This is a genomic window from Nitratireductor sp. GCM10026969, from assembly GCF_042660605.1.
Classification (GTDB): Bacteria; Pseudomonadota; Alphaproteobacteria; order Rhizobiales; family Rhizobiaceae; genus Chelativorans.
Map to the genome: position 1 here is coordinate 1 of NZ_JBHSUM010000019.1, position 24,703 is coordinate 24,703.

The 24,703-nt window shown below is 62.7% G+C and carries 21 protein-coding genes and 1 tRNA gene; 6 read left to right on the forward strand and 16 right to left on the reverse strand.

What is annotated here, in order from left to right; all coding sequences use genetic code 11:
• Window positions 1-281: 281 nt before the first annotated feature.
• The gene (locus tag ACFP9U_RS06885) at window positions 282-1,397 is read left to right on the forward strand and encodes an acyltransferase family protein (RefSeq protein ID WP_378620047.1); all 1,116 of its coding nucleotides are present in this window, start codon (window positions 282-284) and stop codon (window positions 1,395-1,397) included.
• Between the two features lie 280 nt (window positions 1,398-1,677).
• Here the strand turns inward: ACFP9U_RS06885 and ACFP9U_RS06890 are convergent, their stop codons facing one another.
• From ACFP9U_RS06890 to ACFP9U_RS06910, 5 genes are all read right to left on the reverse strand, one after another.
• Window positions 1,678-2,295, reverse strand: a complete 618-nt coding sequence (locus ACFP9U_RS06890; protein WP_378620049.1) for a ribonuclease D — start codon at window positions 2,293-2,295, stop codon at window positions 1,678-1,680.
• Window positions 2,296-2,300: 5 nt separating this feature from the next.
• Window positions 2,301-3,683 carry a dipeptidase gene (locus tag ACFP9U_RS06895; protein WP_378620050.1) on the reverse strand — a complete coding sequence of 461 codons (1,383 nt, stop codon included), beginning with the start codon at window positions 3,681-3,683 and terminating at the stop codon, window positions 2,301-2,303.
• Window positions 3,684-3,790: 107 nt separating this feature from the next.
• Window positions 3,791-4,789 (reverse strand): BMP family lipoprotein, encoded by a 999-nt coding sequence (locus ACFP9U_RS06900; protein WP_378620052.1) that lies wholly within the window; start codon window positions 4,787-4,789, stop codon window positions 3,791-3,793.
• Window positions 4,790-4,971: 182 nt separating this feature from the next.
• Complete coding sequence (msrA, locus tag ACFP9U_RS06905; RefSeq protein ID WP_378620055.1) at window positions 4,972-5,631, reverse strand: peptide-methionine (S)-S-oxide reductase MsrA; 660 nt, start codon at window positions 5,629-5,631, stop codon at window positions 4,972-4,974.
• 81 nt (window positions 5,632-5,712) lie between these two features.
• On the reverse strand, window positions 5,713-6,033 hold the full coding sequence (locus tag ACFP9U_RS06910) for a hypothetical protein (RefSeq protein ID WP_378620056.1): 321 nt from the start codon (window positions 6,031-6,033) through the stop codon (window positions 5,713-5,715).
• 184 nt (window positions 6,034-6,217) lie between these two features.
• On the opposite strand from ACFP9U_RS06910, the gene ACFP9U_RS06915 reads away from it, so the two are divergent.
• Window positions 6,218-6,307: transfer RNA gene (locus ACFP9U_RS06915), tRNA-Ser, on the forward strand.
• Between the two features lie 250 nt (window positions 6,308-6,557).
• Here the strand turns inward: ACFP9U_RS06915 and ACFP9U_RS06920 are convergent.
• From ACFP9U_RS06920 to ACFP9U_RS06940, 5 genes are all read right to left on the reverse strand, one after another.
• Window positions 6,558-8,249: a recombinase family protein gene (locus tag ACFP9U_RS06920; RefSeq protein ID WP_378620058.1), complete on the reverse strand. Its 1,692-nt coding sequence runs from the start codon at window positions 8,247-8,249 to the stop codon at window positions 6,558-6,560.
• Entirely contained in the window at window positions 8,246-8,674 is a 429-nt protein-coding gene (locus ACFP9U_RS06925; RefSeq protein WP_378620060.1) for a DUF2924 domain-containing protein, read from the reverse strand. The genes ACFP9U_RS06920 and ACFP9U_RS06925 overlap by 4 nt, the downstream gene beginning before the upstream one ends.
• Window positions 8,671-9,159 (reverse strand): DUF3489 domain-containing protein, encoded by a 489-nt coding sequence (locus ACFP9U_RS06930; RefSeq protein WP_378620061.1) that lies wholly within the window; start codon window positions 9,157-9,159, stop codon window positions 8,671-8,673. The genes ACFP9U_RS06925 and ACFP9U_RS06930 overlap by 4 nt, the downstream gene beginning before the upstream one ends.
• Before the next feature lie 570 nt (window positions 9,160-9,729).
• Window positions 9,730-11,031 carry an ATP-dependent helicase gene (locus ACFP9U_RS06935; protein ID WP_378620063.1) on the reverse strand — a complete coding sequence of 434 codons (1,302 nt, stop codon included), beginning with the start codon at window positions 11,029-11,031 and terminating at the stop codon, window positions 9,730-9,732.
• Complete coding sequence (locus ACFP9U_RS06940) at window positions 11,028-12,845, reverse strand: ATP-dependent nuclease (protein ID WP_378620104.1); 1,818 nt, start codon at window positions 12,843-12,845, stop codon at window positions 11,028-11,030. Before ACFP9U_RS06940 ends, ACFP9U_RS06935 begins: the two co-directional genes overlap by 4 nt.
• 354 nt (window positions 12,846-13,199) lie before the next feature.
• On the opposite strand from ACFP9U_RS06940, the gene ACFP9U_RS06945 reads away from it, so the two are divergent.
• Together ACFP9U_RS06945 and ACFP9U_RS06950 are read left to right on the forward strand one after the other, a co-directional pair.
• Window positions 13,200-13,610, forward strand: a complete 411-nt coding sequence (locus ACFP9U_RS06945; protein ID WP_378620065.1) for a hypothetical protein — start codon at window positions 13,200-13,202, stop codon at window positions 13,608-13,610.
• Window positions 13,594-15,138, forward strand: coding sequence for a hypothetical protein (locus tag ACFP9U_RS06950; RefSeq protein ID WP_378620066.1), 1,545 nt, complete (start codon window positions 13,594-13,596; stop codon window positions 15,136-15,138). The genes ACFP9U_RS06945 and ACFP9U_RS06950 overlap by 17 nt, the downstream gene beginning before the upstream one ends.
• 9 nt (window positions 15,139-15,147) lie before the next feature.
• Here ACFP9U_RS06950 and ACFP9U_RS06955 read toward each other — a convergent pair whose 3' ends face one another.
• Window positions 15,148-16,239: a restriction endonuclease gene (locus ACFP9U_RS06955; RefSeq protein ID WP_378620068.1), complete on the reverse strand. Its 1,092-nt coding sequence runs from the start codon at window positions 16,237-16,239 to the stop codon at window positions 15,148-15,150.
• A 481-nt stretch (window positions 16,240-16,720) separates the two neighbouring features.
• Window positions 16,721-16,924: a helix-turn-helix domain-containing protein gene (locus ACFP9U_RS06960; protein ID WP_378620070.1), complete on the reverse strand. Its 204-nt coding sequence runs from the start codon at window positions 16,922-16,924 to the stop codon at window positions 16,721-16,723.
• Window positions 16,925-17,047: 123 nt separating this feature from the next.
• On the opposite strand from ACFP9U_RS06960, the gene ACFP9U_RS06965 reads away from it, so the two are divergent.
• Window positions 17,048-17,983 carry a restriction endonuclease gene (locus ACFP9U_RS06965; protein WP_378620071.1) on the forward strand — a complete coding sequence of 312 codons (936 nt, stop codon included), beginning with the start codon at window positions 17,048-17,050 and terminating at the stop codon, window positions 17,981-17,983.
• 116 nt (window positions 17,984-18,099) lie between these two features.
• On the forward strand, window positions 18,100-18,480 hold the full coding sequence (locus tag ACFP9U_RS06970) for a hypothetical protein (RefSeq protein ID WP_378620073.1): 381 nt from the start codon (window positions 18,100-18,102) through the stop codon (window positions 18,478-18,480).
• 159 nt (window positions 18,481-18,639) lie between these two features.
• Here the strand turns inward: ACFP9U_RS06970 and ACFP9U_RS06975 are convergent, their stop codons facing one another.
• From ACFP9U_RS06975 to brxL, 4 genes are all read right to left on the reverse strand, one after another.
• Window positions 18,640-19,035 carry a DUF5681 domain-containing protein gene (locus ACFP9U_RS06975; protein ID WP_378620074.1) on the reverse strand — a complete coding sequence of 132 codons (396 nt, stop codon included), beginning with the start codon at window positions 19,033-19,035 and terminating at the stop codon, window positions 18,640-18,642.
• A complete protein-coding gene (locus ACFP9U_RS06980; protein WP_378620076.1) occupies window positions 19,032-19,502 on the reverse strand; it encodes a DUF5681 domain-containing protein in 471 nt (156 codons plus the stop codon). The genes ACFP9U_RS06975 and ACFP9U_RS06980 overlap by 4 nt, the downstream gene beginning before the upstream one ends.
• The gene (locus ACFP9U_RS06985) at window positions 19,499-20,833 is read right to left on the reverse strand and encodes a site-specific DNA-methyltransferase (protein ID WP_378620077.1); all 1,335 of its coding nucleotides are present in this window, start codon (window positions 20,831-20,833) and stop codon (window positions 19,499-19,501) included. The genes ACFP9U_RS06980 and ACFP9U_RS06985 overlap by 4 nt, the downstream gene beginning before the upstream one ends.
• Before the next feature lie 1,821 nt (window positions 20,834-22,654).
• On the reverse strand, window positions 22,655-24,703 hold the full coding sequence (gene brxL / locus ACFP9U_RS06990) for a protease Lon-related BREX system protein BrxL (protein ID WP_378620080.1): 2,049 nt from the start codon (window positions 24,701-24,703) through the stop codon (window positions 22,655-22,657).

The following is a 24,703-nucleotide window of genomic DNA, read 5'->3' on the forward strand; positions in this document are numbered from 1 at the left end:
CGCCGGCGGCAGCACGCGGTCCGACTGGCCGGCCGAACCCGTGCGCTTGCGCGCCGGAGCCGGCGTGCCGAAAGTCGGCTCGATGCGCTTCTTCTGCTTGCGTTTGGCCATGCCCCACAAGGTCCTCGTCTTCGCGCCTATTCAAGCGCCCGACCGTGCGGTGCACGCTAATGGCGGCGGTTTAAGGGGCCGTTAAGCGTTTTCCACCGCGAGCCGCCGCGCATTAACCGTTCGCTGGTAAGCGGCGGCTATCCTCAAGTCACGGAACAGGGGGTTGCGGCTTGCAGGTACAATCCGGCGGAAGCACACGGCAGCGCGTCGAATGGGTGGACGCGGCGAAGGGGCTGTGCATCATCATGGTTGTCATGATGCACTCGACGCTCGGCGTCGAGCTGGCGGCAGGCCGGGAGGGCTTCATGCATCAGGTGGTCGCCTTCGCCCGGCCTTTCCGTATGCCGGACTTCTTCCTCATTTCGGGTCTCTTCCTCGGTTTGGTGATCGACCGTCCCTGGCGGCGCTATCTCGACCGCAAGGTAGTGCATTTCGCCTATTTCTACGTGCTGTGGCTAACGATCCAGTTCGCCTCCAAGGCGCCGGGAATGGCCACGGAGGCCGGCTGGGGTACGGCCCTCGAGGCCTATCTGCGCGCCTATGTCGACCCCTTCGGCACGCTCTGGTTCATCTATCTCCTGCCGGTCTTCTTCGTCTTCACGCGGCTTGTCAAACGGCTGCCGCTCTGGAGCGTCTTTCTCGGGGCAGCCCTGCTCGAAGCGCTGCCGATCCACACGGGCTCGGTCATCGTGGACGAGTTCTGCGGGCGCTACGTCTTCTTCTTCGCCGGCTATGCCTTTGCCGCCCGGATCTTCGCCTTTGCCGCATGGGTGCGTGCGCATCCGGGCGCCTTCGCCGGGCTGGCACTCCTATGGGCGCCGCTGCACGGGTTCCTTGTCTTCACGCCGGTGCCGGAGAGCCTGACCGCCTGGCTGCAGCCGGAATCCGGCTATTCCGGCGCCACCGGCGGGTTTTCGGAGCTGCCGCTCGTCTCGCTCCTGCTCGGGCTCGCCGGTGCCATGTTCATCGTCGGCGCTGCGGCCCTCCTGGCGCCCGTACGGCCGATGCGGTGGCTGACCTGGCTGGGCGGACATTCGATCGTCGTCTATCTGGCCTTCTTCCTGCCTATGGCGACGACACGCGTCCTGCTTCTGAAGACGGGAATCATCGCCGATGTGGGCCTCGTCTCACTGATGGTCACGCTCGCCGGCGTGGCCGGGCCGGTGGTGCTCTACGGCCTCGTTCAGTGGACGGGCTACGGCCGGTTCCTCTTCGAACGGCCGGCCTGGGCGCGGATCGAACGGACGGGCACCGGGGCGCAACCGGCACGGATGGCGGCCGGTTAGTTCCCGCCAGGACGGCACTCCGTCGGCCCCTCTGGTCCAGGGCAGTCGCATGTGAAAAATTTTGCCACGTGGCTAAAACAGTGTCGTCACCCCCCGGAAGGCCGAAGGCTTATCCGGGGCCCGTTGGCCAGAAGATCATCGAGCACGGCCCAATTCTCGTCCGGCTATGTTCGTGCCGGCAGCGCTTTCTTTGGAGAGAGGCCGCGCCTCTCAATGGGTCCCGGCTCGGCGCGGCTTCGCGGCTCGGCCGGGATGACGGGGGAGAGCAGAACCCCGCGCTTCAACTGTGGGAGAAGATATCCTGGTCCTCCCAGCCCATCAGGTCGAGCCGGGCGCGGGTGGGCAGAAAAGTGAAGCACGCCTGCGCCTCGCGCAAGCGGTTCTCCCGCTCAAGCCGGCCCATGAGCGCATCGCGCAACTGATGGAGGTAGAGCACGTCCGAGGCGGCGTATTCGAGCTGTTCCGGCGTCAGCTTTTCGGCCGCCCAGTCCGAAGACTGCTGCGCCTTCGACAGGGTGACGCCGATCAGTTCGCCGCACAGCTCCTTCAGGCCGTGGCGGTCCGTATAGGTGCGGGTGAGGCGGGAGGCGATCTTGGTGCAGAAGAGCGGCTCGGCCATGACGCCGAAGGCATGGTAGAGCACGGCGATGTCGAAACGGGCGTAGTGAAAGAGCTTGGTGATGCGGTTGTCGCCGAGCAGCGCGGTGAGGTTCGGCGCCTGATTCTGGCCGGCGGCGATCTGCACCACGTCGGCGGTGCCGTCGCCCGGTGAAAGCTGTACGACGCACAGCCGGTCGCGGTGCGGCTTCAGGCCCAGCGTTTCGGTGTCGATGGCGACCGCCTCGACATCGTAGCGGGAAAGATCGGGCAGGTCGTACTGATGAAATCTGATCGTCATGAATCCTATCCGCGTGCGAGCGCAGCCAGGATGCGCGCCCAGGAGCGCTGTCCCTTGTGGAAGGAGCTGAGCTCGTATTTCTCGTTGGGTGAATGAATGCGGTCGTCCGAAAGGCCGAAGCCGACCAGCAGCGAATCCATGCCGAGCAGCGCCTGGAAATCGCCGACAATGGGGATGGAGCCGCCCATGGCGATGGTGACCGCCGGCTTGTCCCACTCTTCCGAGAGCGCGCCCTGGGCGGTGGTGACGAGCGGCGAATCGTAGGAAAGCTGGATGGCCTTGGAACCGCCGTGCGGAGCGAATTCGACGGTGCAATCGGCCGGGATGCGCTCACGCACGAAGGCGCGGAAGGCTTCGCGGATCCGGTCCGGGTCCTGCTCGTGCACGAGGCGGAAGGAAACCTTGGCCGACGCCTCGGCCGGGATGACGGTCTTGAAGCCCTCGCCCGTGTAGCCGCCGATGATGCCGTTGAATTCCGCCGTCGGCCGCGCCCAGACGAGCTCCAGCGCGCTGCGGCCTTTCTCGCCGGCGGGCACGGAAAGACCCATCGGGGCGAGCATGCTTTCGGCCGTCTCGCCAAGCTTGGTCCAGCTTTCGAGCACCTCCGGCGGGGTCTCCTCCACCCCTTCATAAAAGCCCGGAATGGTGACGCGGCCGTCCTCGTCGTGCAGGTCGGCCAGAGCCTTGGCGAGGATGCGGATCGGATTTGCGGCCACGCCGCCGAAGAATCCCGAATGCAGGTCGCGATCGGCCGCCTTGACCTTCACTTCCTCGCCGACGAGACCGCGCAGGCCGACGCAGATGGCGGGTGTTTCGCGGTCCCACATGGTGGTGTCGCAGACCAGCGCGACATCTGCCTTCAGCTCCTCGGCATGGGCCTTCAGGAAGGGTTTCAGAGAAGGCGATCCCGATTCCTCCTCGCCCTCGAAGAGGATCGTGACCCGGCAGGGCAGCTTGCCGTTGACGGCCTTGTAGGCGCGGCAGGCCTCGACGAAGGTCATGAGCTGGCCCTTGTCGTCGGACGTGCCGCGTCCGGTGATGACCTTGCGGCCAGGCTCGACCTCCTTCAAGGCCGGCGCGAAGGGGTCGCTCTCCCACAGCCCCAGCGGGTCGACCGGCTGCACGTCGTAGTGGCCGTAGAAGAGCACGTGCGGCCCCTCCCCCTCGTGATGGGCAACGACCATCGGGTGGCCCGGCGTCTCGCGCAGATCGGCGGCAAAGCCGATCGAACGCAGATCCGCCACCAGCCATTCGGCCGCCTCGCGGCAGGCCTGCGCATAAGCGGGATCCGTCGAGATCGACGGAATCGCCAGCAAGCCGAAAAGCCGCTCGAGACTGTCGTCCAGCGCACCGTCGAGACGCTCCAGCACCGGCGCGATATCGTTCATGTCCCGTATTCCTCAACTTGGCCGGCCGACCGCATTGGCGCGGGCGCGGTGTCCGAACATATGAAAAGGGGCCGCAGACGGCCCCTTTCCGCCCTTGAAGGTGTCGCTTACCAGTACGGGCAGCTGTTGTCTTCCAGGTAGTTGTGAACTTCGATCTCGCCGGCGATGATGTCGGCCTTCGCCTCCTCGACGGCGGTCCTCATCTCCTCGGTGATGAGGTCCTCATTGTGCTCGTCGACCGCATAGCCGACGGCATCCTCGGCAAGGCCGAGGTCCTGCGCGCCATAGGTGAACTCCCCGTTCATGGCATCCATGAAGGCGTTGTAGACGGCCACGTCCACGCCCTTGACCATGGAGGTCAGCACATGGCCAGGGTGCAGGTAGTTCTGATTGGAATCCACGCCGATGCCGAGCTTGCCGGCATCCGCCGCCGCCTGGAGGACGCCGACGCCCGTGCCGCCGGCGGCGTGATAGATGACGTCCGCGCCCTGGTCGATCTGCGTGCGCGTGATCTCGCCACCCTTGGTCGGGTCGTTCCAGGCCGCCGGCGTATCGCCCGTATAGTTGCGGATCACCCGGGCTTCCGGATCCGCGGCCTTGACGCCGCCCACATAGCCGCACTCGAACTTGCCGATCAGCGGCACCTGCATGCCGCCAACGAAGCCGACCGTCCCGGTTTCGGAAGCCATGGCCGCCAGCATGCCGACGAGATAGGACCCTTCCTGCTCCTTGAAGGTGATGGAGCGCACATTCGGCTGGTCCACACGATCATCGATGATGGTGAAGCTTACGTCCGGATAGTCCGGTGCCACCTTGTCGAGGAACTCCACCCAGGTGAAGCCGGCCATGACGATGGGGTTGCGGCCGCGTTCGGCGAAGCGGCGCAGCGCCTGCTCGCGCTGGGCATCGTTGGAAATCTCGAACTCGACATACTCGACGCCCGTTTCTTCCTTGAACCGCTCCGCGCCCATATAGGCCATCTCATTGAAGGATTTGTCGAACTTGCCGCCCAGATCATAAAGCAGCGCTGGCGCGAACTCCTCCTGGGCGACGGCCGCCGTCGCCATCGCGGTTACAGCCACAAGGCCGAGAACGATACGCTTCATGTGATCCACACCCTGTCGGTTTCTTCAGATTTTGAGGCGGGCCGGTTGCAAAACGGCGCCGCCCGCCCGGCAGGCTTCGCCCTGCTCGCGCTCACTGTTGCACGGGCAACGGGAAATTTCACGCGGAAAATGGCGTCGGTCCCCGCCCCCTGCGCGCCCGGAGACGGAACGGTTCAGCGGCCCTAAGCCGCCGCGCCGCCGGCCACCGGACAGGTCACGCCGGTGCCCTTCAAACCGCAGTAGCCGCCCGGATTCTTCGCCAGATACTGCTGATGCTCGGCTTCGGCGAAATAGAAGTCCGGTGCCGGCCCGATCTCCGTCGTGACGGGGTCGGCGCCAGCCGCCCGCAGCGCCTCGGCATAGGCATCGCGCGAGGCGCGCGCCTCGGCAAGCTGTGCATCCGTGGTGGCATAAATCGCCGAGCGGTAGGTCGTGCCAACGTCATTGCCCTGGCGCATGCCCTGGGTCGGGTCGTGGCCTTCCCAGAACAGCTTCAAAAGCGTCGCAAAGGACACGGCCTGCGGGTCGTAAACCACCAGGACGACCTCGGCATGGCCGGTCAGCCCGGTCGTGGTTTCCCGATAGGTGGGGTTGGGCGTCAGGCCGCCGGCATAGCCGACGGCGGTCACCCACACGCCCTCGGCCTGCCAGAACAGACGCTCCGCGCCCCAGAAGCAGCCCATGCCGAACAGCACCTGTTCGGTGCCTTCCGGATAGGGCCCCTTGAGCGGACGGCCGCTGACGAAGTGATGCGCGGCGGTAGGGATCGGTTCATCCCGGCCGGGCAGCGCCTCTTCGGGCGAGGGCATCCGCAGCTTCTTTTCCGACATCTGGAGGAACATCGATCTCTCCTTCCTCTTCGAGCAATTCCCAAAAAGATGGGAACCGGTTTTCTGTGAACCACGCAAACCGCACGATCGGGCCTAGCGGGGAATGGAAGCGTAAGTCCCGTGTCGCGGACGCCGGTGGCCGGCGGCGTAGAAAACGAGCGCGAGCGCGGCAAACACGGCCCAGCCAGGCAACGAAAGGATCGCGGGCACCACCGGATCCCACAACCACGGAAGAGCGTCGGAGACGGCGTCACCGACCGATCGATACGTCTCGGGCGAGACCGCCCGCCAGCTTTCACCCAGAGGCGTGAAGGTGAGCGCCTCCACGGCAACCGTGCGCGTCGCGTCCACCACCGCCATGATAACGGCAACCGCGAGGGAAAGCATCGAAAGCAGGCGCAGGACGAAACGCATGGTCGGACCCGTGGGCGATGGCTTTCCATGAGATAGGCGCGGGCGGCACCGATGGCAATCTCCGCGGCGCGGCACGAAGCGAAAACGTGAATACCCGTGAGGTCTTGGCATTTGCCGACAATTCGACTAGATGAGCCCCGGGCATGGCGATGCCCCATGCGGTCTTGGCGACAATGCCGCATGCGGAGAGGTGGCCGAGTGGTTGAAGGCGCACGCCTGGAACGCGTGTATACGGGAAACCGTATCGAGGGTTCGAATCCCTCTCTCTCCGCCACAATTCTGTTTGTCAGCTCGTCGAACGAGGGTTTCTCCCTCCGCTTGGCGCCGGCTCTGGGCGTTTTGGGCTATGGTTCGCGACTGCAGAGACGCGCTGAATCCGCGGAAGGTCTGGCTTGACGTTCCCATTTTCTCAGTAGGTCATTTGCGTGGTCTCGTTTTCCACCTGTACTTCCGGATGGCTAATCCCAAACGCTATATCAGCCGGCACCTGCGAAATGCCAACTGAGGCTTTCTAAATGAAAGGGTTAGCGGCCGGCGGAGATGCCAAGGTGGAGACGCTGCTCCACCCAGGTGATAGGGATCGCATCCGCTTGAGTGAGCCGCTTGGTATCCATATGCGGCGGCGCCTTGCCCCCCACGTTTTTCGCTACGATGGCCGGATCGAGAAAGGCCAAGCGGATAATTCGGGTGACATAAGCCGGCGTCACCCTTTCTGCTTTGGCAAGGTCGGTGACGTTGAGCCCGGGCTCGTCGAGGAGGCGGTTCCACCAGCGATGCGCCTTGGCGATCGTGCTGATCAGCCGCACGTCCGGTTCCCGGTCAGTTGCCGCGCATCCGTCGTCCAGCATCATCCGCACGGCCCGGCCGGAACGCTTGACCGTGGCGGGGACGATGATCGGACGCAGCGCGGCTTCAGTGTCGATTGCAATACCGAGATGTCTGCCCCAACCAGTTGGGTTCAGATGAATGCGCACTTCGGATGGCCTCACCTCGATGCGGGCGATCAGGTCGCGCAACAGTGTTTGAACCGCGCCTCCATTCAAGTTCCTGAGGCGGGCCGCGAGATCCATCCCCGAATTGGTGACCGCATGAGGGCCCGCTCCAGGAGGCAATTGCATTTCGATGGTCTTAAACAAGAAGGTCGGGTCTGCTAGTGCTCCGCAGAGGCGACCGATGACCAGCGCCTCAATCTCCTTTGCGGGAACGCGAATGCCACCACTCTTGCGCCCGTCCGGGTTTCGGTGAAGCGACCGGCTGACATAGTAGCGGTAGCGGACTTTGCTTTTGTTGGCGTGAACTGCCACCAGCCGTTCGCCTCGATCATCGAACAGCAAATCCGAAAGCACCGACGTGTGGCGTATCGGTGGGGCTGATCTGCGGCCGCCGCCATGCTCTCGTAACTCCTGCTGGACATTCTCCCAAAGTTCCAGCTCGACGATGGGTGGATGCAGGCCGGGGTAGCTGGCATCGCCGTGGCGAACGCGGCCGATGTAGATCGGGTTCTGCAGGACGCCGTATATCTCGCTGCGGATGAACGGGCCGCCGCCGATCGGATTGCCGGCCTTCGAATAGCGCACGGGCTTTCTGATGCCATCGGCCTCAAACCGGTTGCTGACGGCGCGAACGCTGCCGAGTTCAAGATAGGTGCGGAAGATCAAACGGATCAGCTCCGCATGCTCCTCAACGATCTCAAGGCTGCGGCCGCTGGGCCTGTAGCCGAGCGGCGGCACTCCGCCCATCCACATGCCCCGCTGCTTGGAGGCAGCGAGCTTGTCGCGAATGCGTTCGGCAGTCACTTCGCGCTCGTACTGCGCGAAGGACAAAAGCATGTTGAGCGTCAGCCGGCCCATGCTGGTCGTGGTGTTGAATGATTGGGTGACCGAGACGAAGCTGGTCCCGGCGCTGTCGAACGCCTCGACCAACTTCGCGAAGTCGAGCAGCGAGCGGGTCAGCCGGTCGACCTTGTAGACGACGACAATGTCGATCCTGCCGACTTTGATGTCCGATAGCAGGCGCTGGAGCGCCGGTCGTTCCAGCGTTCCGCCGGAGATGCCGCCATCGTCATATCGCTCGTCGACGAGAGTCCATCCCTCGCCCGTTTGGCTCGCGATATAGGCCGAGCAGGCGGCAAACTGCGCATCCAAAGAGTTGAATTCCTGCTCAAGCCCTTCTTCATGCGACTTGCGGGTGTAGATCGCGCAGCGGACCGGCTTCATGTGATTTTATCTCGCTTTGCCCTAAAGCCGAAGAAGGCAGGACCTGACCAGTGGGTCCCAGTGATGGCACGGGCTACCTGGCTCAGGCTGCGCCACTCACGGCCGTTCCAGCGGATCACGCCTTCCTCCCCCATGGTGACCACATGCGTCGTACCCTTCCACACCCGCATCAACCGCATGCCGGGTCGAATGGAGGATCGAGGTTGGCCGATCGCCACCGTCTCGCGAAGCTGGCGCCGCGTTGCATTTGTTAGGCCGCCGAAGGCCTTCTCCTGCAATCGATAGGCCAGCGCCAGCCGGAGCAGGCCTGACTTGACCGCCGGCGGTGCGCTCCGGCATCGCCTTCGCCATGCGTCGCGCAGCTGCTCGAGGTCCATTGCCTCGAGCTCTTCCAGCTGCGCAACAATGTCCTTTCGCTTTCTCATTTCTCGACAATCCGCCACACCCGAACACCATCGACCTTCTCGCTGGAGATGCTTCGGCCCTTCTTGCGCAGGCCGGTCAGCGCCGCTCGCACGGTGTGTGGGAGCCAACCTGTCACTGATGTGAGATCATCGAGAGTGGCTCCGCCATCGCGCGAGAGCAGCTCAACCAGCAGCGCAGCCTTCGTCCCGGTGCGGGCGGAGGGAAGCGCCGCCGGGGCTGGCGTTTCGGGAGAATTCCCATCCGCGACGATCTCGGCACCTGGGGAATCGTCTTCCACCCCGATGGCGGCACGGCCGGCGTCGGTGATCATCACATGATCGCCTACCCGCGCGGCGAGCTTCCGTCGGACCAGAGACGCGATCGCTGCCTTCACGCGATTATCGTCGGCCGAAATGCTCTTCGGAATTGGAAGCAGGTTTCCGTCTTCCCTGTTGGCCGCCTCCGAGAGCAGCACGAGCTGCAGGTCGTTGAGCTTGGTGGTCATTGTGGGTGTCTCCTCTACAAGGGAGCAGCATCATGCCGCTCTCCCACCACCCACAGCCCGCCTGGCGAAGATGCCAATCGGGCAGCGGCCGAAAAGACCGACCGCGATTCACGTCAGCAGCAATGCTTGCCCGAGCCAGCAAGTCGAGCGGAAAGTGCGACCGCGCGACGAAAGCTGCATCTGGACTTCTGCGCCCGACCAGAGCTTCTTGCCGATACGGCGATCGAACCTGATCCTGAAAGGCGCGAGGACATTATTCGACGCCTGTTCTATCTCGTCACGGCCGCTGCGGAGGACGCAGCCGCATTGTCCGTCGAGGGGCAGCGAAAGGGCTGGCGTCCGAGATGGCCGCTCGCCTCCAGACACTCGGCGAAACCATCAACATTCTTTCCGCCGCAATCCAGGCTATATTGGGTAAAGAGGCATAGGAAGCCACGGCTCGAACAGGTTGTCCGAAATGGGGCCGACAGCGGAACGTCAGCTATGAAGCGCAAACCGTAGAAAGTTGCCGCGCCCAGTGATCGGAATCATAGTGAGCACCGGATGCCGCTTTGCCCCTCTTCTCATCAGCTAGCCGTCGGCCATTGCAACGAACGGCGGGGTTTCAACAAGCCGCTGTGCCTGCACAAGGACCATGCAACTCCGTCTAGCGCGTGTGATCGCGTTATATAGAAGACGCCGCTTTTGTTCGTCATCGTCCCTGACGGCAAACGGCCAAGCTACGACAACGTGGTCGAACTCGCGATTCTTCGCCTGCTGGATCGTCATTGCCGTGTAGGTCGGTTCACGCTGCGCCCCGAAGCGGCGGCGCTGCGCCGTTACGCGGTCAAAATACCGCCGCGCTTCGGCGGCGCTGATCTCCTCCATACCAATCGTATTTTGCTGCCGTCTGAGCCATTCCCGCACCGCCCTTAGCGCGGGTTCGCCGCGATGCGATTCAAGAAACGCGAGGGCCTCAGCGACCGAACAGCGATCGGGAAACTCCAGCTCGTCCCAAAGGCGGGCCGCATTCGCTTCTTCAGTATTCTCCCACGCGATACGGTACGGGCCGCTATTGTGCCGTCCTATAGACCTTGAACTCACGAGGTCCACTAGCGTGTCGGCAAAGCCGCCCTGCCGCGATGGCGTCAGAAATGCGAAACTTCCGTCGTCACCGCGCCAGCGAATAGCATTCGCAAGAGTGGCTGCCGCCGTGAAGTAGGGGGCCCGTCCATCCCTGACTGCCACTTTGAAGCGCCGTCCGCCTTCCAGCTGAAGGTCGCGGCCCTCGCGCAGCGCAAGCGCCGCTTCAATCAGTTCCGCATCGTCGGTTCTGCGGCACCCGGTCAATGTAGCCGGCTCGCAGTGCTCGCCGAGCCATTCTCTGACCGCGATCGGCAGCAAGGCCAAATTCAGGCATTGAAAATCATCGAAGGCAAGAAACACATCGCATTTCCGCGCGAGCGCTGCGATCATCCGGGAGCGCGCGTCGTTCAGGTCTTGGGCTTCATCTATAATGACGACCGGACAGGTTGCGGCCACCCACGAACGCACTTCCGGACGTTCAAGAAGCGCGGCTCCCAGCGCGCAGGTCTGGTTATACTGACGTTCGCCCGGGATCTCATAGCCGCGGGCCCTGGCCAAGGCCCGCCATCGCTGCACGATCCTCCAGGCAAAGCTGTCAACCGTCGCGGCCTCGAACCACCGCCCGTGTCCGCCTTCTATTTCCCCCAGCCGGGCATCGAGCCGGCGCCGGGAACCATGCATGAAAGTCAGAGCAAGTACGCGCTGATGGTTTTGCAACGGCCGCCGCTGGAGATGCTGCTGGAGTTCCTCCATCAATCGATGTGTTTTCCCCGACCCGGCCGGGCCCTCGAGTGCGGCGACTGTCACGGGGCAAACGCCATCCTCGGGATCATGCCGTCCCGCTCCGGCACCAAGGAAAACAGCGCGGTATTCTCGCCACTACACGCCGCAGCGATCGCATTGAGGAGGTCTTTGGTGCGCGCGCTGCAACCGGCGCTTCCGGTGAGGGCGTTGGCAATCGTCTCATAGGCGACCAGATCGCCCTTTAAGCCGTGCTGGTGGCGGTTTTCCGATTTCAGGCGATCGACCAGATCCTGTCTTCCGGCGAATCCATTGTCGAAATCCCGGTTGAGCGCGCCGAGCACCGTCGCCTCATCAGCGGCTAAAATCCAACCGATAACGTCCTCCATCGTCCACCCGTCAGGCCACAGAAGCACGCGGCCGGCCCCGGCATCTTCTTCGTCGAGGTTGTCGGCGTAGCGCTGGCCGTCGGCGTCTCCATCCACGAGAGCACAAATCCGGGGATGGCTTTTTGCCAGCGTGTCGCAGGTCTCACGGACCTTGGCATCGCTGGTCGGCGCAACGCCGATACGCGTCCCGAACAGACAGGGCGCCTGTGCTTGCTGATCGAGTTCAGCAACGCGCAGCAGCAGCTCAAGCCAAGCGCAGTCATAACGCCCCTCCGGCACCAGCACGATTTCCGACATGACGGCAGCGGCTGTCTCAACCCGGTTGATCTGGAAAAGTTTGCGCACCGCGTTGGACGCCTCCTGCGTGAGCGGCTGTTCGAGCAACGCTTTTGCTTCAAGCGTGCCGTCGTCGTTGCGGACAACGAGCAGGGATGTCGGATCGCAATAGGCGGCGACCAGCGGTGAATGCGTCGTCACGATCGTCTGCGTCGAAAGTGACTGGAGGCGAGAAAGCACCCGCCGCTGGACAGCCGGGGGGAGGTGAAGTTCAGGCTCTTCGAGCGCCATGCAAAAGCTTTCATCTTCATTGATGCGCCTTCGTCCGAAGTGCAGGAGAAGAAAGAGGCTCTGCAGTGAAATCAGGCCGCTGCCCTGCCGCCTAGACGGAATCGCGCCCCCCTGGCCCGTGTCGAAATGCGGAACCAGCCCTTCGAGAACACCTTCACTGTCGGTTGAAGTAAGCCTGAGCCTGAGCGGTGTAGCGCGGCCGAACAGGCGCGTGATCTCGTCATTCACTTCCGAGACGATTGGTTCAAGCCGTTCATCAGCCTCCAGACCGGGTGCCGGATTACGCAGGCGGTCACGCTCGGCGATGATCGTCTCGGCAGGCAGGCCGCCCGCGGAGCGCACAACGCGGCGGAAGAGTTCGGAGCCGAATGACAGCATCCGGTCCCATGACCGGCTTGCTGGGATGAGGAAAAAGCCGATGTCCCGAATGAGCTTCGCCGGGACCGTCACATGGCCTTCTTCTGCGAAGACATCGATAGCGTCATCATCATCGTAGAAATAGCGCGCCGTTTCGACTTCCAGTGCCTCGCGGTCAAATCTGGCGCAAAGCGCAATCCGGCAGGCAAGCAGTTGCCTGTCTGCGGTCTTTTCCGGCGCTACCGCACCATTACTGGGATCGAACCAGACAGGAACGCCGCGGCCGTCCCGAAACCAGTCCGGATAGGCCGACGCGTCGTCACCCGCAAAGCCGCAGACTGTAGCAATAATCTTGATCCGGTGCGGCGCTTCCGGCGCGGAGCCGAAGAAATCGTGCTCGGTGAGATTTCTCACGAGCCGGTCGCGCCCGAGAGCGAGGGCTAGCGCTTCGATGATCGTGGTCTTGCCCGAATTGTTCGGGCCGATCAGCACCGTGTGATCTTTGAAGCGCACGCTTCCGTTCCGGATGCCGCGGAAATTCTCTATGTCGAGCTTTACTACCTTCATTGCCCACTTCTTTGAAAGATTCGAGCTTATACTAGCATAGGGTATTTTCCAGGCTTGATTCTCCGGGCAATGCATCCCCAGGCATGTTGCAAATTGCTTACCAAGCAAGCCGGACGTGGCGCGTCCGTCCTCCCCCTTCGCGATGCGACAGCGCGACGTCGGAAGCGGGCTCAATTCGCCGGCCAGCGCTGCGCTCTGGCGCGGCTCACGGAGTTTACGCCCGCCCTTAGTTGCAGGCGGTGATCTCTGCCCATTTCGGGTGACGATCCAGCGCGCGGATCATTGCGGATTGAACGTCTCGCCTCAAACGGGAAGCGAGGCAGAATGTAACCACCAAATAAGGAGGAGGAAGATATGAGCGCAAAAAGCTTTTGTCTGCTGGAGGGGTCAGACCAAGCGAGCATCGGAATGCGTGGTGCCTTCGGTCTGTGGAACGCCATCAGGCGGGTTCTGGAGAACCTGAACATCATCCTGGAGAGCTTCTACGCGGCCGCCGGCGCCAGCGAGCTGCTCAAGGAGCTAAAGGACCTCATCCTGCACAAAAGGGACCCCGAGGACGAGCACTTCTGTCCGGCGCTATGGTGCCGCGACACCGAAACTCCCGGGCGTAACACCGTCCACTGTGACAAGCGTCCCAGGGACTGTCCATTTCAGCGCGATTCCATCAACAAAATCAATGCTATTACGCGTAAGTCGAAAAACGAGCGCCGACGCATGCTATTAATAGCGCAGTGTGACATAGCCCGGGATGCCGGTCGTGAGTGACGCAATCGAACGTTTTCTCGACACGTCCGGCCCGTGTCTGTCGACCGACATCACCGCCCATCTGCACGGCACCCTCGGTCTTTCGCCGGCCGCGGCGCGCCAGCGGGTTCGGCGTATGCCCGAGACGGTCAAGAAGCTTGCCTACCTGCCCTTCCCCCGAAACGCCCGGTTCTGCTACCTCGCCAAGGATTACGGATCCCGCCGGTTCTGGGCGGCCCTGATTGCCGCTTTCGAAAAAACCGGCGCAATTTATGGGGCTTCGCTCGGCGCGGTCCTCGCCCGCGACGGCATCGTGCCCGAAGCCCATTTCAACATCGTTTCCGGGGCCCCGGTCCAACAGAAGAAACATGTCAGCTCGCAGCGCGTCCTCGAAAGGCTCCTCGAGGCCAATCTGCTCGAGCGCCGCGACGTGGACGGCATCGGGCCGGCGATCGTCCGGCCCCGCACGCGCGGTCACGATGCCTGGCCGACCGTCCAAGCCAGGGCCCGGCTCGCCGCCGAGGCCGTCCTGCTCTCCGCCCTGGCCAGTTGGGCACGCAACAACGGACTGGTCAGCTACGACAGGGTGAAGCTCCGCTCGGCGGCCGGCGGGCCGGATGTAGGCACAATGGTCTGGGATCTGACCGCGCCCTGCTATCTCGATGGCCTCGTCACCGCGGTCGCACGCAAGGAGCGCGGGCGGCCCGCATACCTAGTGGCCGACGTCCTGTTAGCTCGGGTCGAGGTCGATGGCGTCCGGGCATTCGTGCGAAAATGCCGGACCGTGGGCCAGTTGCGCAACGTCAAGTGCCTCAAGATGTTCGTCGCCGAATCCATGAGCGGGACGGCGCGTGACCTGCTCAAGCGCGAGGGGATCATCGCTGCGACCACCGGTAGTCTGTTCGGCCGGGATTTCGCGCAGGCTCTGGGCGAACTGACACGTTTTTTCGCCGGTTTCATGTCGGGTTCCAGCATCGATGTCGCCCGGCTCGACGCGCTTTTGAGCGCGTTCGGCGATATCAAGGGCGCCGCATTGCAGATCCGCGGCACGCTGTTCGAATTCCTGGCCGACCGTTTGGCCCGCTTCGAGTTCCGTACCGACAGGGTGGTACTTAACCGGATTTATTCCGACCCGGCCGTCATCGGGGCCAAGGCGGAGGCCGATCTGACGGTCGAACGCGGCGATGTCGAACTTGTCTTCATCGAGTGCAAGAGCAGCGCGCCCTGGGGCACGGTCCCCGATGACCAGTTCCGCAACTGGCTGCATAAGCAGGTGCCGGTCCTGTTCGGGGCGACCCACGCCCGGCCGGAATGGGCCAACCGTGAGATCGTGTTCGAGTTCTGGGCAACGGCGCCGCTTTCGGCGGAGTGCTCGGCCCTTTTGGAGGCGGCCCAAGCGGAAGCCGGCGGTCGGCGCTATAGCCTCAAGGTCCGTACGAGCCCAGACTTGCTGGCGATCTGCGACGCGATGGGAGATACTAACGTCAGTCGCGCCTTCGAACGGCATTTCACACAGCGCGGCCGCCGCGAAGAGGGCCTGTTCGCCTGATAGTGCAACTCATCGTCCCAGATCGAGCAGGAACGCGTCCAGCATGGGCTCGAACCTGGTGTTGGCGACATTGCCCTCGTCCTTGGCCCTTAGCATTTCCGCCAGTACCGAACTGGTGACGTCCAGCATCAGCTTGCCGGCGTCGCGCATGGCCCCTCTCGCGGTCTCGCGACTTTCGGCATTGAAGCCCAAGGGCGAAAGGATGATCGCGGTAGAACGCATGGCGCTCGGAAACAGATATTTCTCGGTGATATGCAGAACGTCGGGCTTGAGCTTGACGCCGTAGTTCTTGAACTCGAACAGCAGGTATCGGGTGCGGAAATCCTCGATCAGGCTGCGCGAAAACACGTCGTCGCCGGTCACCTTGGCGAGCGCGTCGAACCGCTTGTCTTTGCCCGCGACGTGGTTCTGGCTCTGCCAGTTACTCAGGTCGGTGCCGAAGAGATACTGGAAGCTTTCCTCGGCGACGGTCTCGAACAGGCGCCATGGGACCGCCGGTTTGCGCCCCGAACTCAGACTTTGGGGCTTAAGCGACCGACCCGGGGTAATCTCGAGCAGCTCTTGGGCCAGTTCGTGGCCCTTGGTTTCCGGAGGGGGCGGCGGCGGACGCGAGCCGGTAGCTTTGCCTTGCTTGAAGGTCTGAAGGCGCGCCGCTTTGCGGGCAGCCTCGATATCGACGGCTTCTTCCCTGTCGGGCAGACCCGAATTGAGCTCGCGGATGACCGCGCCCAGACGGTTCAGGATCACCGGATACGGTATTGCGGCGGCAAGCAGATCATCGAGGCAAAGGATGGAAACGCCGGCAGGCGCCATGTCGGGGTCGGGCAAGGCTTCGCGTCGCAGGTTGAGTACGAGGATTGCGTCGGAGGCACCCAGTTCCTGCCGCGCGTTGGCAGCGACACGGGCGGCACGGTCGATGTCCTCGAGACGGGGTGTGCGGCTGCGGTATGCCTTGATCTCGACAACCAGTACCTGTCCGCCGCTGCCAGTGGCGATCAGGTCGATCTCGTAGTGCCTTCCCTCGACCGCGATTATGTGCGAACGCGCGACGCGAAAGCCGACCGCCTCGAAGAGGTCAGCGACGACGGATTCGAAGGCCATCCAGGGCGAGCGGATGCCGGGAGCGCGGTCATGTATGGTCGTAACGTTCACAGGGGCGACTATGACCGATAGCCGGCCGGGAGCGCACACCCCAAATCACACATTTCCACAGTCCAGCGCGGCATGGAGGCCAAGGCGTGGCGATCCCAGTGAGCCCCAAAGCCCCAACGCGTGGTCCGCTTTTGGAGACTCCCCGTTCCAACGCTAACGTCCGGAATGGAGGCGCAGAGCGGTCGTCGATACCTCGACTCTGATAGGTCACTTTGAGGCAAGTCACGACGATGCTCGCGACAAATTGTTGGTCCGATCTCGTTGCTCCGCTGACGGCCAAACGCGATCATGTCAGATCGTCTCCGAGGGCGGCTTCTGGCGCATAGTGTGAATTTGGCGGGAGATCGCGGAGGGCTCTCCCGCACAATACGATTGCACGTGGGGAGTAGATGCCGGGCGGGATTTCAACCTGCGACCTTCATACGCCTGATTAGTCCAGCAACTCGCCGAGCTTCACCTCAAGCGCCTTGGCGAGCTTGTCCACGACAGTGACAGTGGGATTGCGCGCGCCTCGCTCCAGGTCGCTGACGTAGGTGCGATGAATTCCAGCATGGAATGCAAACTCCTCCTGCGACCAGCCCTTTTGCTGGCGCAGGCGGCGAAGATTCCGAGAAAGGCGATCAATGACATCCACCGCCCTACCGTGATCGCGCTGTAGACAATCGATCTACAGACGATCAGTGACATTCGCCGTTGACTTCGCTCCCCTTTGCAAGCGCAAATGCATGTCACGGATCGTCTACATGCGAGGGTAAAGGTGGCAGGGTTCAATCCGAAGCAGGTGCGCTACATCAAGTTCGGGCGCGGCGGCGCCTGGGCGGGCGAAGCACTGGAGACCGGCACGGTGCCGTTCGGCTACCGCACCGTGGACCATGCTCGCTGCGTCTCGGGGCACTGGGACAGCGTGCGGGCAACGCTTCTGGCCGAAGGCCGGAAGGACTCCAGCGCCAGCCAAGCTCTCCGCGAGCTGCGTGACTTCTATGAACTCGGTGCAGATTGCTTGTGGGTCACGATGGCGAACGGCCATCTCTGGTGGGCCTTTGCCGAGCCTGAGGTGATCTGGCTGGGGAACCGCGGCGACGAGTTGCCGGCGCGGCAGCGGCGCTTGACTGGCAGATGGCGCAACACCGCTCTGGACGGCACGCCGCTCTCCACGCGCTCGCTGAGCTCTGCGCTGACGCGCACCGCGGGCTATCGCATGACGGTCTGCAAGGTGGATCGGGAGGACTATCTGCTGCGCCGCATTCGGGGTGAGCCCGATCCGCTCAGTGAAGAAGTTGCAGCCCTCCAGGGACGCTTGCAGGAGTTGGCGACGGCAATGGTCCGGGATCTCGACTGGCGTGATTTCGAGATCCTAGTCGACCTGATTCTGGTGCGCGGCGGCTGGAGGCGCATATCTGCCGTCGGCGATGGTGAGGTTGATTACGACCTTCTGTACGAGCAGCCGACGACCGGCGAAACCGCCTGGGTGCAGGTGAAGACCGGCGCCGCCCAAGCGCAAGTGATTGACTATCTGAAGCGTTTCACGGCCGATGGAAGCTGTGAACGTTTTTTCTTCATCTGCCATAGCAGCAGGGGAGCGATTGCGCTCCCTTCCGAACAGCCGAACCTCCACCTGTGGAAAGCCGACGATATCGCCCGCCAGGCGCTCGATGCCGGCCTGCTCGATTGGCTGATGACCCGGCGAAGATGAGGTGCCCACGCGATGGGCATCGAGAACAAGCGGTTCCGATAGGGTCCAGACGTGAATGCCTCCACGCGGGTGGAACGCCCGTCGTTATGAAATCAACAAGGTCAAAGGAGCCCATTATGAGAAGCGTCGCCTATGCCTCTCTCCTTCTTATGCTGACCGCCTCCGAAATCGACGCCCAAAGCCGGCAAATGATTATCGGCTCCGATGGCATCCCGCGCGAGTACATCGAACCGGGCACTACCGGCTTCTCAGTCCGGAAGGATGCGGGAACCGGTCAGCGCATCGGCACCATCGGCCCTGGCGCCTGGAACCATAAATGGCTCTACGACCGCAGCGGGCTACCTGTCGGGAGCGTCGAGCCCGGCGCGGTATACGACCAGCAGATCGTGCGAGATCGTTTCGGCCGGCAGCAGTACATCATCAGCAACGAATTCGGCGAGCGTGTCATCCGTGATATGCGCGGACGGCGGATCGGCGCCATCAAAGACCAGCGGTAGCGGCGGCGACAATCTTCGAGGAAGCGCTTTCGTCCGATCCAAACGAGCTACGCGGCAGCGACCGCATGATCCGCCGTGGGCGTCAAACGCGGCACGGTATTGCTGAACACCGACCGGCCCCATCTGGATCGATCAATTTCGCCGAAGTCATTTTTGGCTTCAGCTGCCCGGCTTCTTCGCAAACTTGTTGCGGATCTCCGCCCGCCGGATCCATTCCTGGGGTTCCATATCATCAGGCACAAGCAGTAGACCGGTTTCGCTTTCTTCCCTGCAGAAACGCTCCCGCAGCCGGTCGAGGAGTCTGATAGCGCGCACATCCCCTTCTAGCGCCTTCCGCTTGAGGGCTTCGAAAACGAGAGCCACGGTGGTGAGCCGCCGCATCTCGTCACCGTGCTTCACCGTGTGCTTTTCGCGCGCGATCTCCTCCACGATCGTCTTTACATTGCGCGCACCCTTCCTGCGCCCGGTGCGCCGGCCGGGATTGCTCGGCCCGAAACGCCGCCCCTGAGGCGGCTTTCGCCTTCCGCCCTCATCGTTGCTGTCACCGCCGCTCATAGGTCCAGATACTCCAATGCTTCATCGAGGAGACGCTCTTCTTCGGTGTGGCTGGCGAGATAATGCTTGCGAACATCCAAAATCTGCGACTTCGTCCACAAGGGTGCACCGAAACGCGAGGCCACTTCCAGGGCCATGCGCCACGGCATGGAATTAGGCAGCCTCAACACGGAACTTGCCTTGGGCTGCGCTAAAAGCCCGTACTTCTCAAACTGCTCAATAAGATAGATGATGGTGTTGAGGTCGCCCTTCTTAACCGCCTTCGCCACCATTGTGCGCATCGTGGCTTCCTTCGGAGACATGACGCATTCCCGGCCGTTCTGGACGACCCGGACCGGCTCTTCCAGAGTCGATAGCACATCCACGGTACCATTCTTCTTCGGCCGCCCGCCGGGATTGCCGGACTGGCCCGGCTTGAACTGCGATTCCCTGGGCGGGCGGCCGCGGCCGACCTTGTAATCGCTCATGCCTCAGCCTCTTCCAGTTCCGCCCCGGCCAGTCTCTCCTTCTGTACCTCGGCAAAGGCCTGGCCCGTCGTCTCAAGGACGGCTTCGAGGCCGCACACGTCATGCATGCGCCGGACGCTCACATCGCAATAGAGGGGGTCTAGTTCGATGCCATAGCCGCGGCGGCCGGTCCTGTGGGCGGCGACAAGCGTCGTGCCGGAGCCGGCAAAGGCGTCGAGCACGATTGCCCTGCGATGGGAGCAGTCGAGGATCGCATCGGCAACCAGCGCCACCGGCTTCACCGTCGGATGCATGGCCAGGTCATCGCGATCGGCGCCAAAGCTGTTGACACCAGCATAGGTCCACACATTGGTGCGATAACGCCCGTGCTTTCCCAGCTCGACATTGTTGATGTGCGCGGCCGTGCCCGCCTTGAAGACGAAGACCAGCTCATGCTGGGACCGGTACAGCGAGCCCATGCCGCCGTTGGTCTTCGACCAGACGCAGAGATTCTTGAGCTCTCCATAGGCGGCCGCGCCGGCCGCCAGCATTTCGGTCATGTGGCGCCAGTCCATGCACTGAAAATGGATCGCGCCGTCGATGGAATGCGCCGCCAGGTGGCGGAAGACGGTCGTCAGGAAAGCGGTGAACTCGTCCGGGGACATTTCGCCGGAGGCCATCGCGAACTCGCGGTGCTGCACCTTGCCGAGGCCGGAGACATGGCCGCCGATCGGCACATTATAAGGCGCATCCGTGAACACCATCTGCGCATGCTCGCGCCCGAGCAGCCGCTCATATGTCTCGCCAAGCGTCGAGTCGCCGCAGATGAGCCTATGCGGGCCCATCAGCCACACGTCGCCCAGCCGGGTGACGGCCGGACCGTCTGCCAGCTCCGGAACGGCATCTGCGGGATCTTCGTCTGCCTCTCCGCCCAGCGTCAGTTCGCCGATCAGGACGTCGATCTCGGGCAGATCAAAGCCGGTGACGGTCAGGTCAAGATCAATATCGAGCTCGGACAGGTACTGAAACTCGAGGCCCAGGAGCTCCCGATCCCATCCCGCGTTCTCCGCGAGACGGTTGTCGGCGATAACATAAGCACGGATGTCGGCCTCGCTCATATGGGCGAGACACACCGTCGGCACTTCAGTCATCCCGAGCAGCTTCGCGCCCTCGATCCGGCCATGGCCGGCGATCACATTATTCTCCTGATCGACAAGGACGGGGTTGGTGAATCCGAAGCGCTTGATCGAGGCGGCGATCTGCTCGATCTGCTTCTTCGAATGCGTGCGGGGATTGTTGGTGCGCGGCTTCAGTGCCGCGATCGGCTGATTGATGATTTCAAGCTTTGGCATGGACCGGCTCCGTGCTGCTCCGGAGCCTGTCGCACAATAAATAAGGCGCGGACTCCGGATGATTTATCCGAAACCACGCCTTCCCCATGGTCAGCGATGGACCTTTTCGAGCGGGGCCGAACCCATGTCCGACAATCCGCCCTGCAACGGCGCGACTGCGCGACCCATGCCGCGCGCCGCCCTCCGTCTAGGGCACAATCTATATAACGCATTGGGCGTCGAAGTTGAAGAGCTCCACTCTAAAATTAGACAGACAAGCGTGTCGAATGCAGCATCGACATGCTAGAGGCAATCATACGGAATCGGCATGCGGCCGACCTATGGCCGTCGGCTTGCGCGCTGGCAGCAGCATGTCGAACCCATGAAGCGGGCGGGAACCCAAGCGGACATTCCCAGGAGCCGGAAATAACACCGAAGCAGCCCTCGCAAGCGGAGGCGTGCATGACAGCTTTGCGCCCGCATTTCGGTCATACTACTGACGCTTGTGAGTTATCAAAAGCCGACATTGCTTAGCGTAGTCGCCGCCAGCCACTTTCTTTGTCGTGGATGTTCGAATCCCACGCGGTCCGCCATTTCTAGCCATTCGAACATTCTCCGCGTGCGGCCGCGCGGCTGAAACGCCAAGGAACCGCGCGGTTCGGGCGCGAACCTCTGGACTGCGACGTCGCAGCACACTCGGCTCCCGAGCGTTCTCTCTGCCCTTGTTCTCTCGACCTCTGGACTGACCGGTGACAGTACGGAATTCTATCATTGAAAACGCAGATCAAAACACGTCCGCCTTGTCGTGGCAGTTGATATTCCCTTCCGAAGGCGCTCGGCCACGAAACCCAAGATCGAGGATTGGCGCGCTCACTCTTCGCTTGCGCCTCCTGCTCCGTCTACGACGGCTGGCGGCTGATCCTGGCTCGCCTCCCAGTCGGCGTACGTCCGACCATCGGACAACTTCCACAGGATCCGTCCATTTGCGCTCGCTCCGATTACGGCTGCAGCTGCGGCCGAGGCCGATCAAAAGCTGTAGTCGCTGGTGAAGACGAGGAATTCGCCCTCCTGGCGCAGCACCCCTTGTCGAGCAGCGTCTTCCGCAGTGCAGTTGTGCCCCTTGGGATCGTAGTCGTTGTCCGTACCCGTGCCTTCGACCCGGACCTAACCACAAAGTCGCCGGATGTCAGACCTCCATCTCGGCTGCGAAGCCCTCTCCACGAAAGTAGAACCGCGGAGTCTCAATACGCGGGGACTGCGAGAGATCGCGCTCGGCCGATCTCGCGTCGGCTGCTCGCCCCCGCATCTCCCGGAACAGATCCCAACCAAGGGCGCCGACCAGCGTCTTCGTCTGATCTACGAATTCATCCATGGCTGCCCGATCAGGCAGCGGCAGCTTGCCGGCATCGTCGGACGGCCGCTTGGTATTCGGAATCGTCCACCGGGGGTTCCCTCCGACGCTTCGGATCAGGCAGGATTCCACATACCGCGCGTGACTCTTTGTCAGGTTCTCATCCTTGCTAATCAGGACGACGGTGTCGGTCCAGAACCCCTTCGCGTCCCGGCCGCCTCGTTCGAGTTATGGTATGACAGCCTCGCGCCAATACCTTCAGACTCCCCGATGTATGCGAACTGCCGGTCCGGCTCGTTCTCATCGGCACCAATCAGGACGTACACGCCTGGCTGCTCGATTTCCGGGAATGCTCCACGCACTCGCCTGAGCTGGTTGCGACGGAATGCAATCGCCTGGATTGTGGACATGGAGATCTGCGCGACTCGGATCCCGTTTGGGTCTCCATCCGGCAAGAAGATGTTGATCGAACGGGATTTCATCCAAAGCACCTAATCGTGCAGTGCCTTGCGAAGCGCATCAGGCGCATCGGCATAGAACAGAACTTGCACCTTCGTCGCCACATCGTCCGAAAGATCGATCAAGGCCCTGCGGCTGGACACCGGGACGAGCACGGCAGTCGCGCCCTTTTCCATTGCCAACTCGACAACGTCGATCGGGTTGTGGATCGGTTCGATGGTGCCGCCCAAGGTAATGCCTCCAGCGATGACGAGGCCGCCCTTCAACGGCTTTCCGAGGAGGGCCGAACAAAGCGCGACAAGGACACCGACGCCAAGCTGTTCGCCGCTCTTCGCGGCATCGAAAGATCGAAGCTGAAGAGCAAATTCGTGCTCGCGCGGATTGCGCTCACCGACCAGCTCACGTGATCTTGCGTAAAGGTTCTGTTCCGCGATGCGCGCGCTTTCCCGGAAGGGGCCAGGAGGTGACTGGTTCAGGATGCGGACGCCGCCGCCGGGGCTTTCCGTCACTTCGATACGGAACAATCCCGTGCTTTCGTCCTGGCCACCAGGGCTGATCGCCCAGACCTGGCCGGACGGCAGAGGGTCGGAGCCGATGCTGTCCTCGCTCTGCAACTCCGGGGTCGAGACGAACTTTTCGACACCATCCAAGCCCAACACGTAGCTGAACTGTGTGTTGCGAAACTCGGCCGAGCCGATGCGCTTCTGCTGCTCCTTCACGCGACGGCGCACTTCGAGGGCGAGGCGCACCGCCCATTCTAGGTCGTCGTCCGGCACAGGAACGGTCGGATCGGGATAAAGAAGCTTCAACAGACCGGAGACGGTCTTGTTGACTGCGTTCTGATCACGGCCGGAAAGAGCGCCGCCGAAATGCACCCTTCCCTGGAGCACATTGACGCGGCTTTGTGAGCGAAGGCGCGAGAAACACTCCGCAAGAACGTCGCTTACGAGGCCGAAGCGGTCTGTGAACAGCTCCTTGCTCACTTTGGGAACGTCCCAGCCTGGCAGGTAACAGTGGATACGGTCCATGAAGGCGGTGTCGTTCCGCATTTCGGGCGGCATCGGCCCGAACAGGTGTCCCACCCGTTGCTGGTGCTGCACGTCCACATCGAAATTGCCGACCATGACGATACTGCCTTCCGCACGGATGCTCTCCCGGCCGCGCGAAAACTCTCCCGACTCCATGTAGCCCTTCATGATGTTGACGCCGTCCTTTTGGTCGAAGGAAATGCCCGAGACCTCATCGAAGCAGACCACATCGTACTGGCAGACAAGGCCGCGCTGGCCGTTCGCCATGTTGACGAACATGCGCGCCACCGTCGCCTTGCCGCCGGAAACGAGGTGCGCGTAGGGCGAGACCTGCTGGAATAGGTGGCTCTTGCCCGTTCCGCGGGGACCGAGCTCGATTAGGTTGTAGTTTCGCTCCACGAAGGGGATCATGCGCAGGAGCGTCGTGTCCTGGGCGCGGGCGCTCAGAGAGGCAGGCTCCAGGCCGATACTGCGCAGGAGAAGGTCTTTCCACTCGCGCGTGGTCAGTTGAGCACGGCCGGCGGCAATCTTGTCCAGTATGTCGCGCGTCGATAGCTGGATTTCACGGAGGCTCAGGACCTCGAACGGCCTGCCGCCCTTCTCCTGTGCGATGCTGGCGTCGTAGCCGAGTTCGATCTCGGCATAGAAGCCGCCCGTCAGCATGCGTTCGTGGTCCAGGACAATCTTGTCCGAGATGCGCACGTCGTTGAGGCGGAGGCTCGGCAGGGTCGCCAGGTAGCTGTCGGTCTTGGCGTCGAGGCGGGCCGTGATGATGTCGATGATGCGAACGGAGCCGCGGTCGCGCGCCTTCGACTTGAACAGTTCCTCTTCACCCGCGCGCACCGTCCGGTCGGAGAGTTGCGACTGCACCATCTGGAGACCTTCTTCGATCTCCTCGGGCACGGTGCTGGCGCAGTAGCGGCCGAGCATGAACTCGACCACATAGGTCGGAACGGGGAACTGACCGCGAAAACGGCGAACCAGATCCTTTCGCACGATGTGTCCGGGGAACGCTTCCGCCGCCTTGCGGTCCAGGTCGTCGAGCTCGATCAC

Coding starts and splice junctions, on each gene's coding strand:
- ACFP9U_RS06910 (WP_378620056.1), bottom strand. CDS start 6,033: ATGCGTTTCGTCCTGCGCCTGCTTTCGATGCTTTCCCTCGCGGTTGCC.
- ACFP9U_RS06955 (WP_378620068.1), bottom strand. CDS start 16,239: ATGGCCTTCGAATCCGTCGTCGCTGACCTCTTCGAGGCGGTCGGCTTT.
- ACFP9U_RS06895 (WP_378620050.1), bottom strand. CDS start 3,683: ATGAACGATATCGCGCCGGTGCTGGAGCGTCTCGACGGTGCGCTGGAC.
- ACFP9U_RS06940 (WP_378620104.1), bottom strand. CDS start 12,845: ATGAAGGTAGTAAAGCTCGACATAGAGAATTTCCGCGGCATCCGGAAC.
- ACFP9U_RS06930 (WP_378620061.1), bottom strand. CDS start 9,159: ATGACCACCAAGCTCAACGACCTGCAGCTCGTGCTGCTCTCGGAGGCG.
- ACFP9U_RS06950 (WP_378620066.1), top strand. CDS start 13,594: ATGCCGGTCGTGAGTGACGCAATCGAACGTTTTCTCGACACGTCCGGC.
- ACFP9U_RS06975 (WP_378620074.1), bottom strand. CDS start 19,035: ATGAGCGGCGGTGACAGCAACGATGAGGGCGGAAGGCGAAAGCCGCCT.
- ACFP9U_RS06900 (WP_378620052.1), bottom strand. CDS start 4,789: ATGAAGCGTATCGTTCTCGGCCTTGTGGCTGTAACCGCGATGGCGACG.
- ACFP9U_RS06925 (WP_378620060.1), bottom strand. CDS start 8,674: ATGAGAAAGCGAAAGGACATTGTTGCGCAGCTGGAAGAGCTCGAGGCA.
- ACFP9U_RS06890 (WP_378620049.1), bottom strand. CDS start 2,295: ATGACGATCAGATTTCATCAGTACGACCTGCCCGATCTTTCCCGCTAC.
- msrA (WP_378620055.1), bottom strand. CDS start 5,631: ATGTTCCTCCAGATGTCGGAAAAGAAGCTGCGGATGCCCTCGCCCGAA.
- ACFP9U_RS06920 (WP_378620058.1), bottom strand. CDS start 8,249: ATGAAGCCGGTCCGCTGCGCGATCTACACCCGCAAGTCGCATGAAGAA.
- ACFP9U_RS06985 (WP_378620077.1), bottom strand. CDS start 20,833: ATGCCAAAGCTTGAAATCATCAATCAGCCGATCGCGGCACTGAAGCCG.
- ACFP9U_RS06970 (WP_378620073.1), top strand. CDS start 18,100: ATGAGAAGCGTCGCCTATGCCTCTCTCCTTCTTATGCTGACCGCCTCC.
- ACFP9U_RS06980 (WP_378620076.1), bottom strand. CDS start 19,502: ATGAGCGATTACAAGGTCGGCCGCGGCCGCCCGCCCAGGGAATCGCAG.
- ACFP9U_RS06945 (WP_378620065.1), top strand. CDS start 13,200: ATGAGCGCAAAAAGCTTTTGTCTGCTGGAGGGGTCAGACCAAGCGAGC.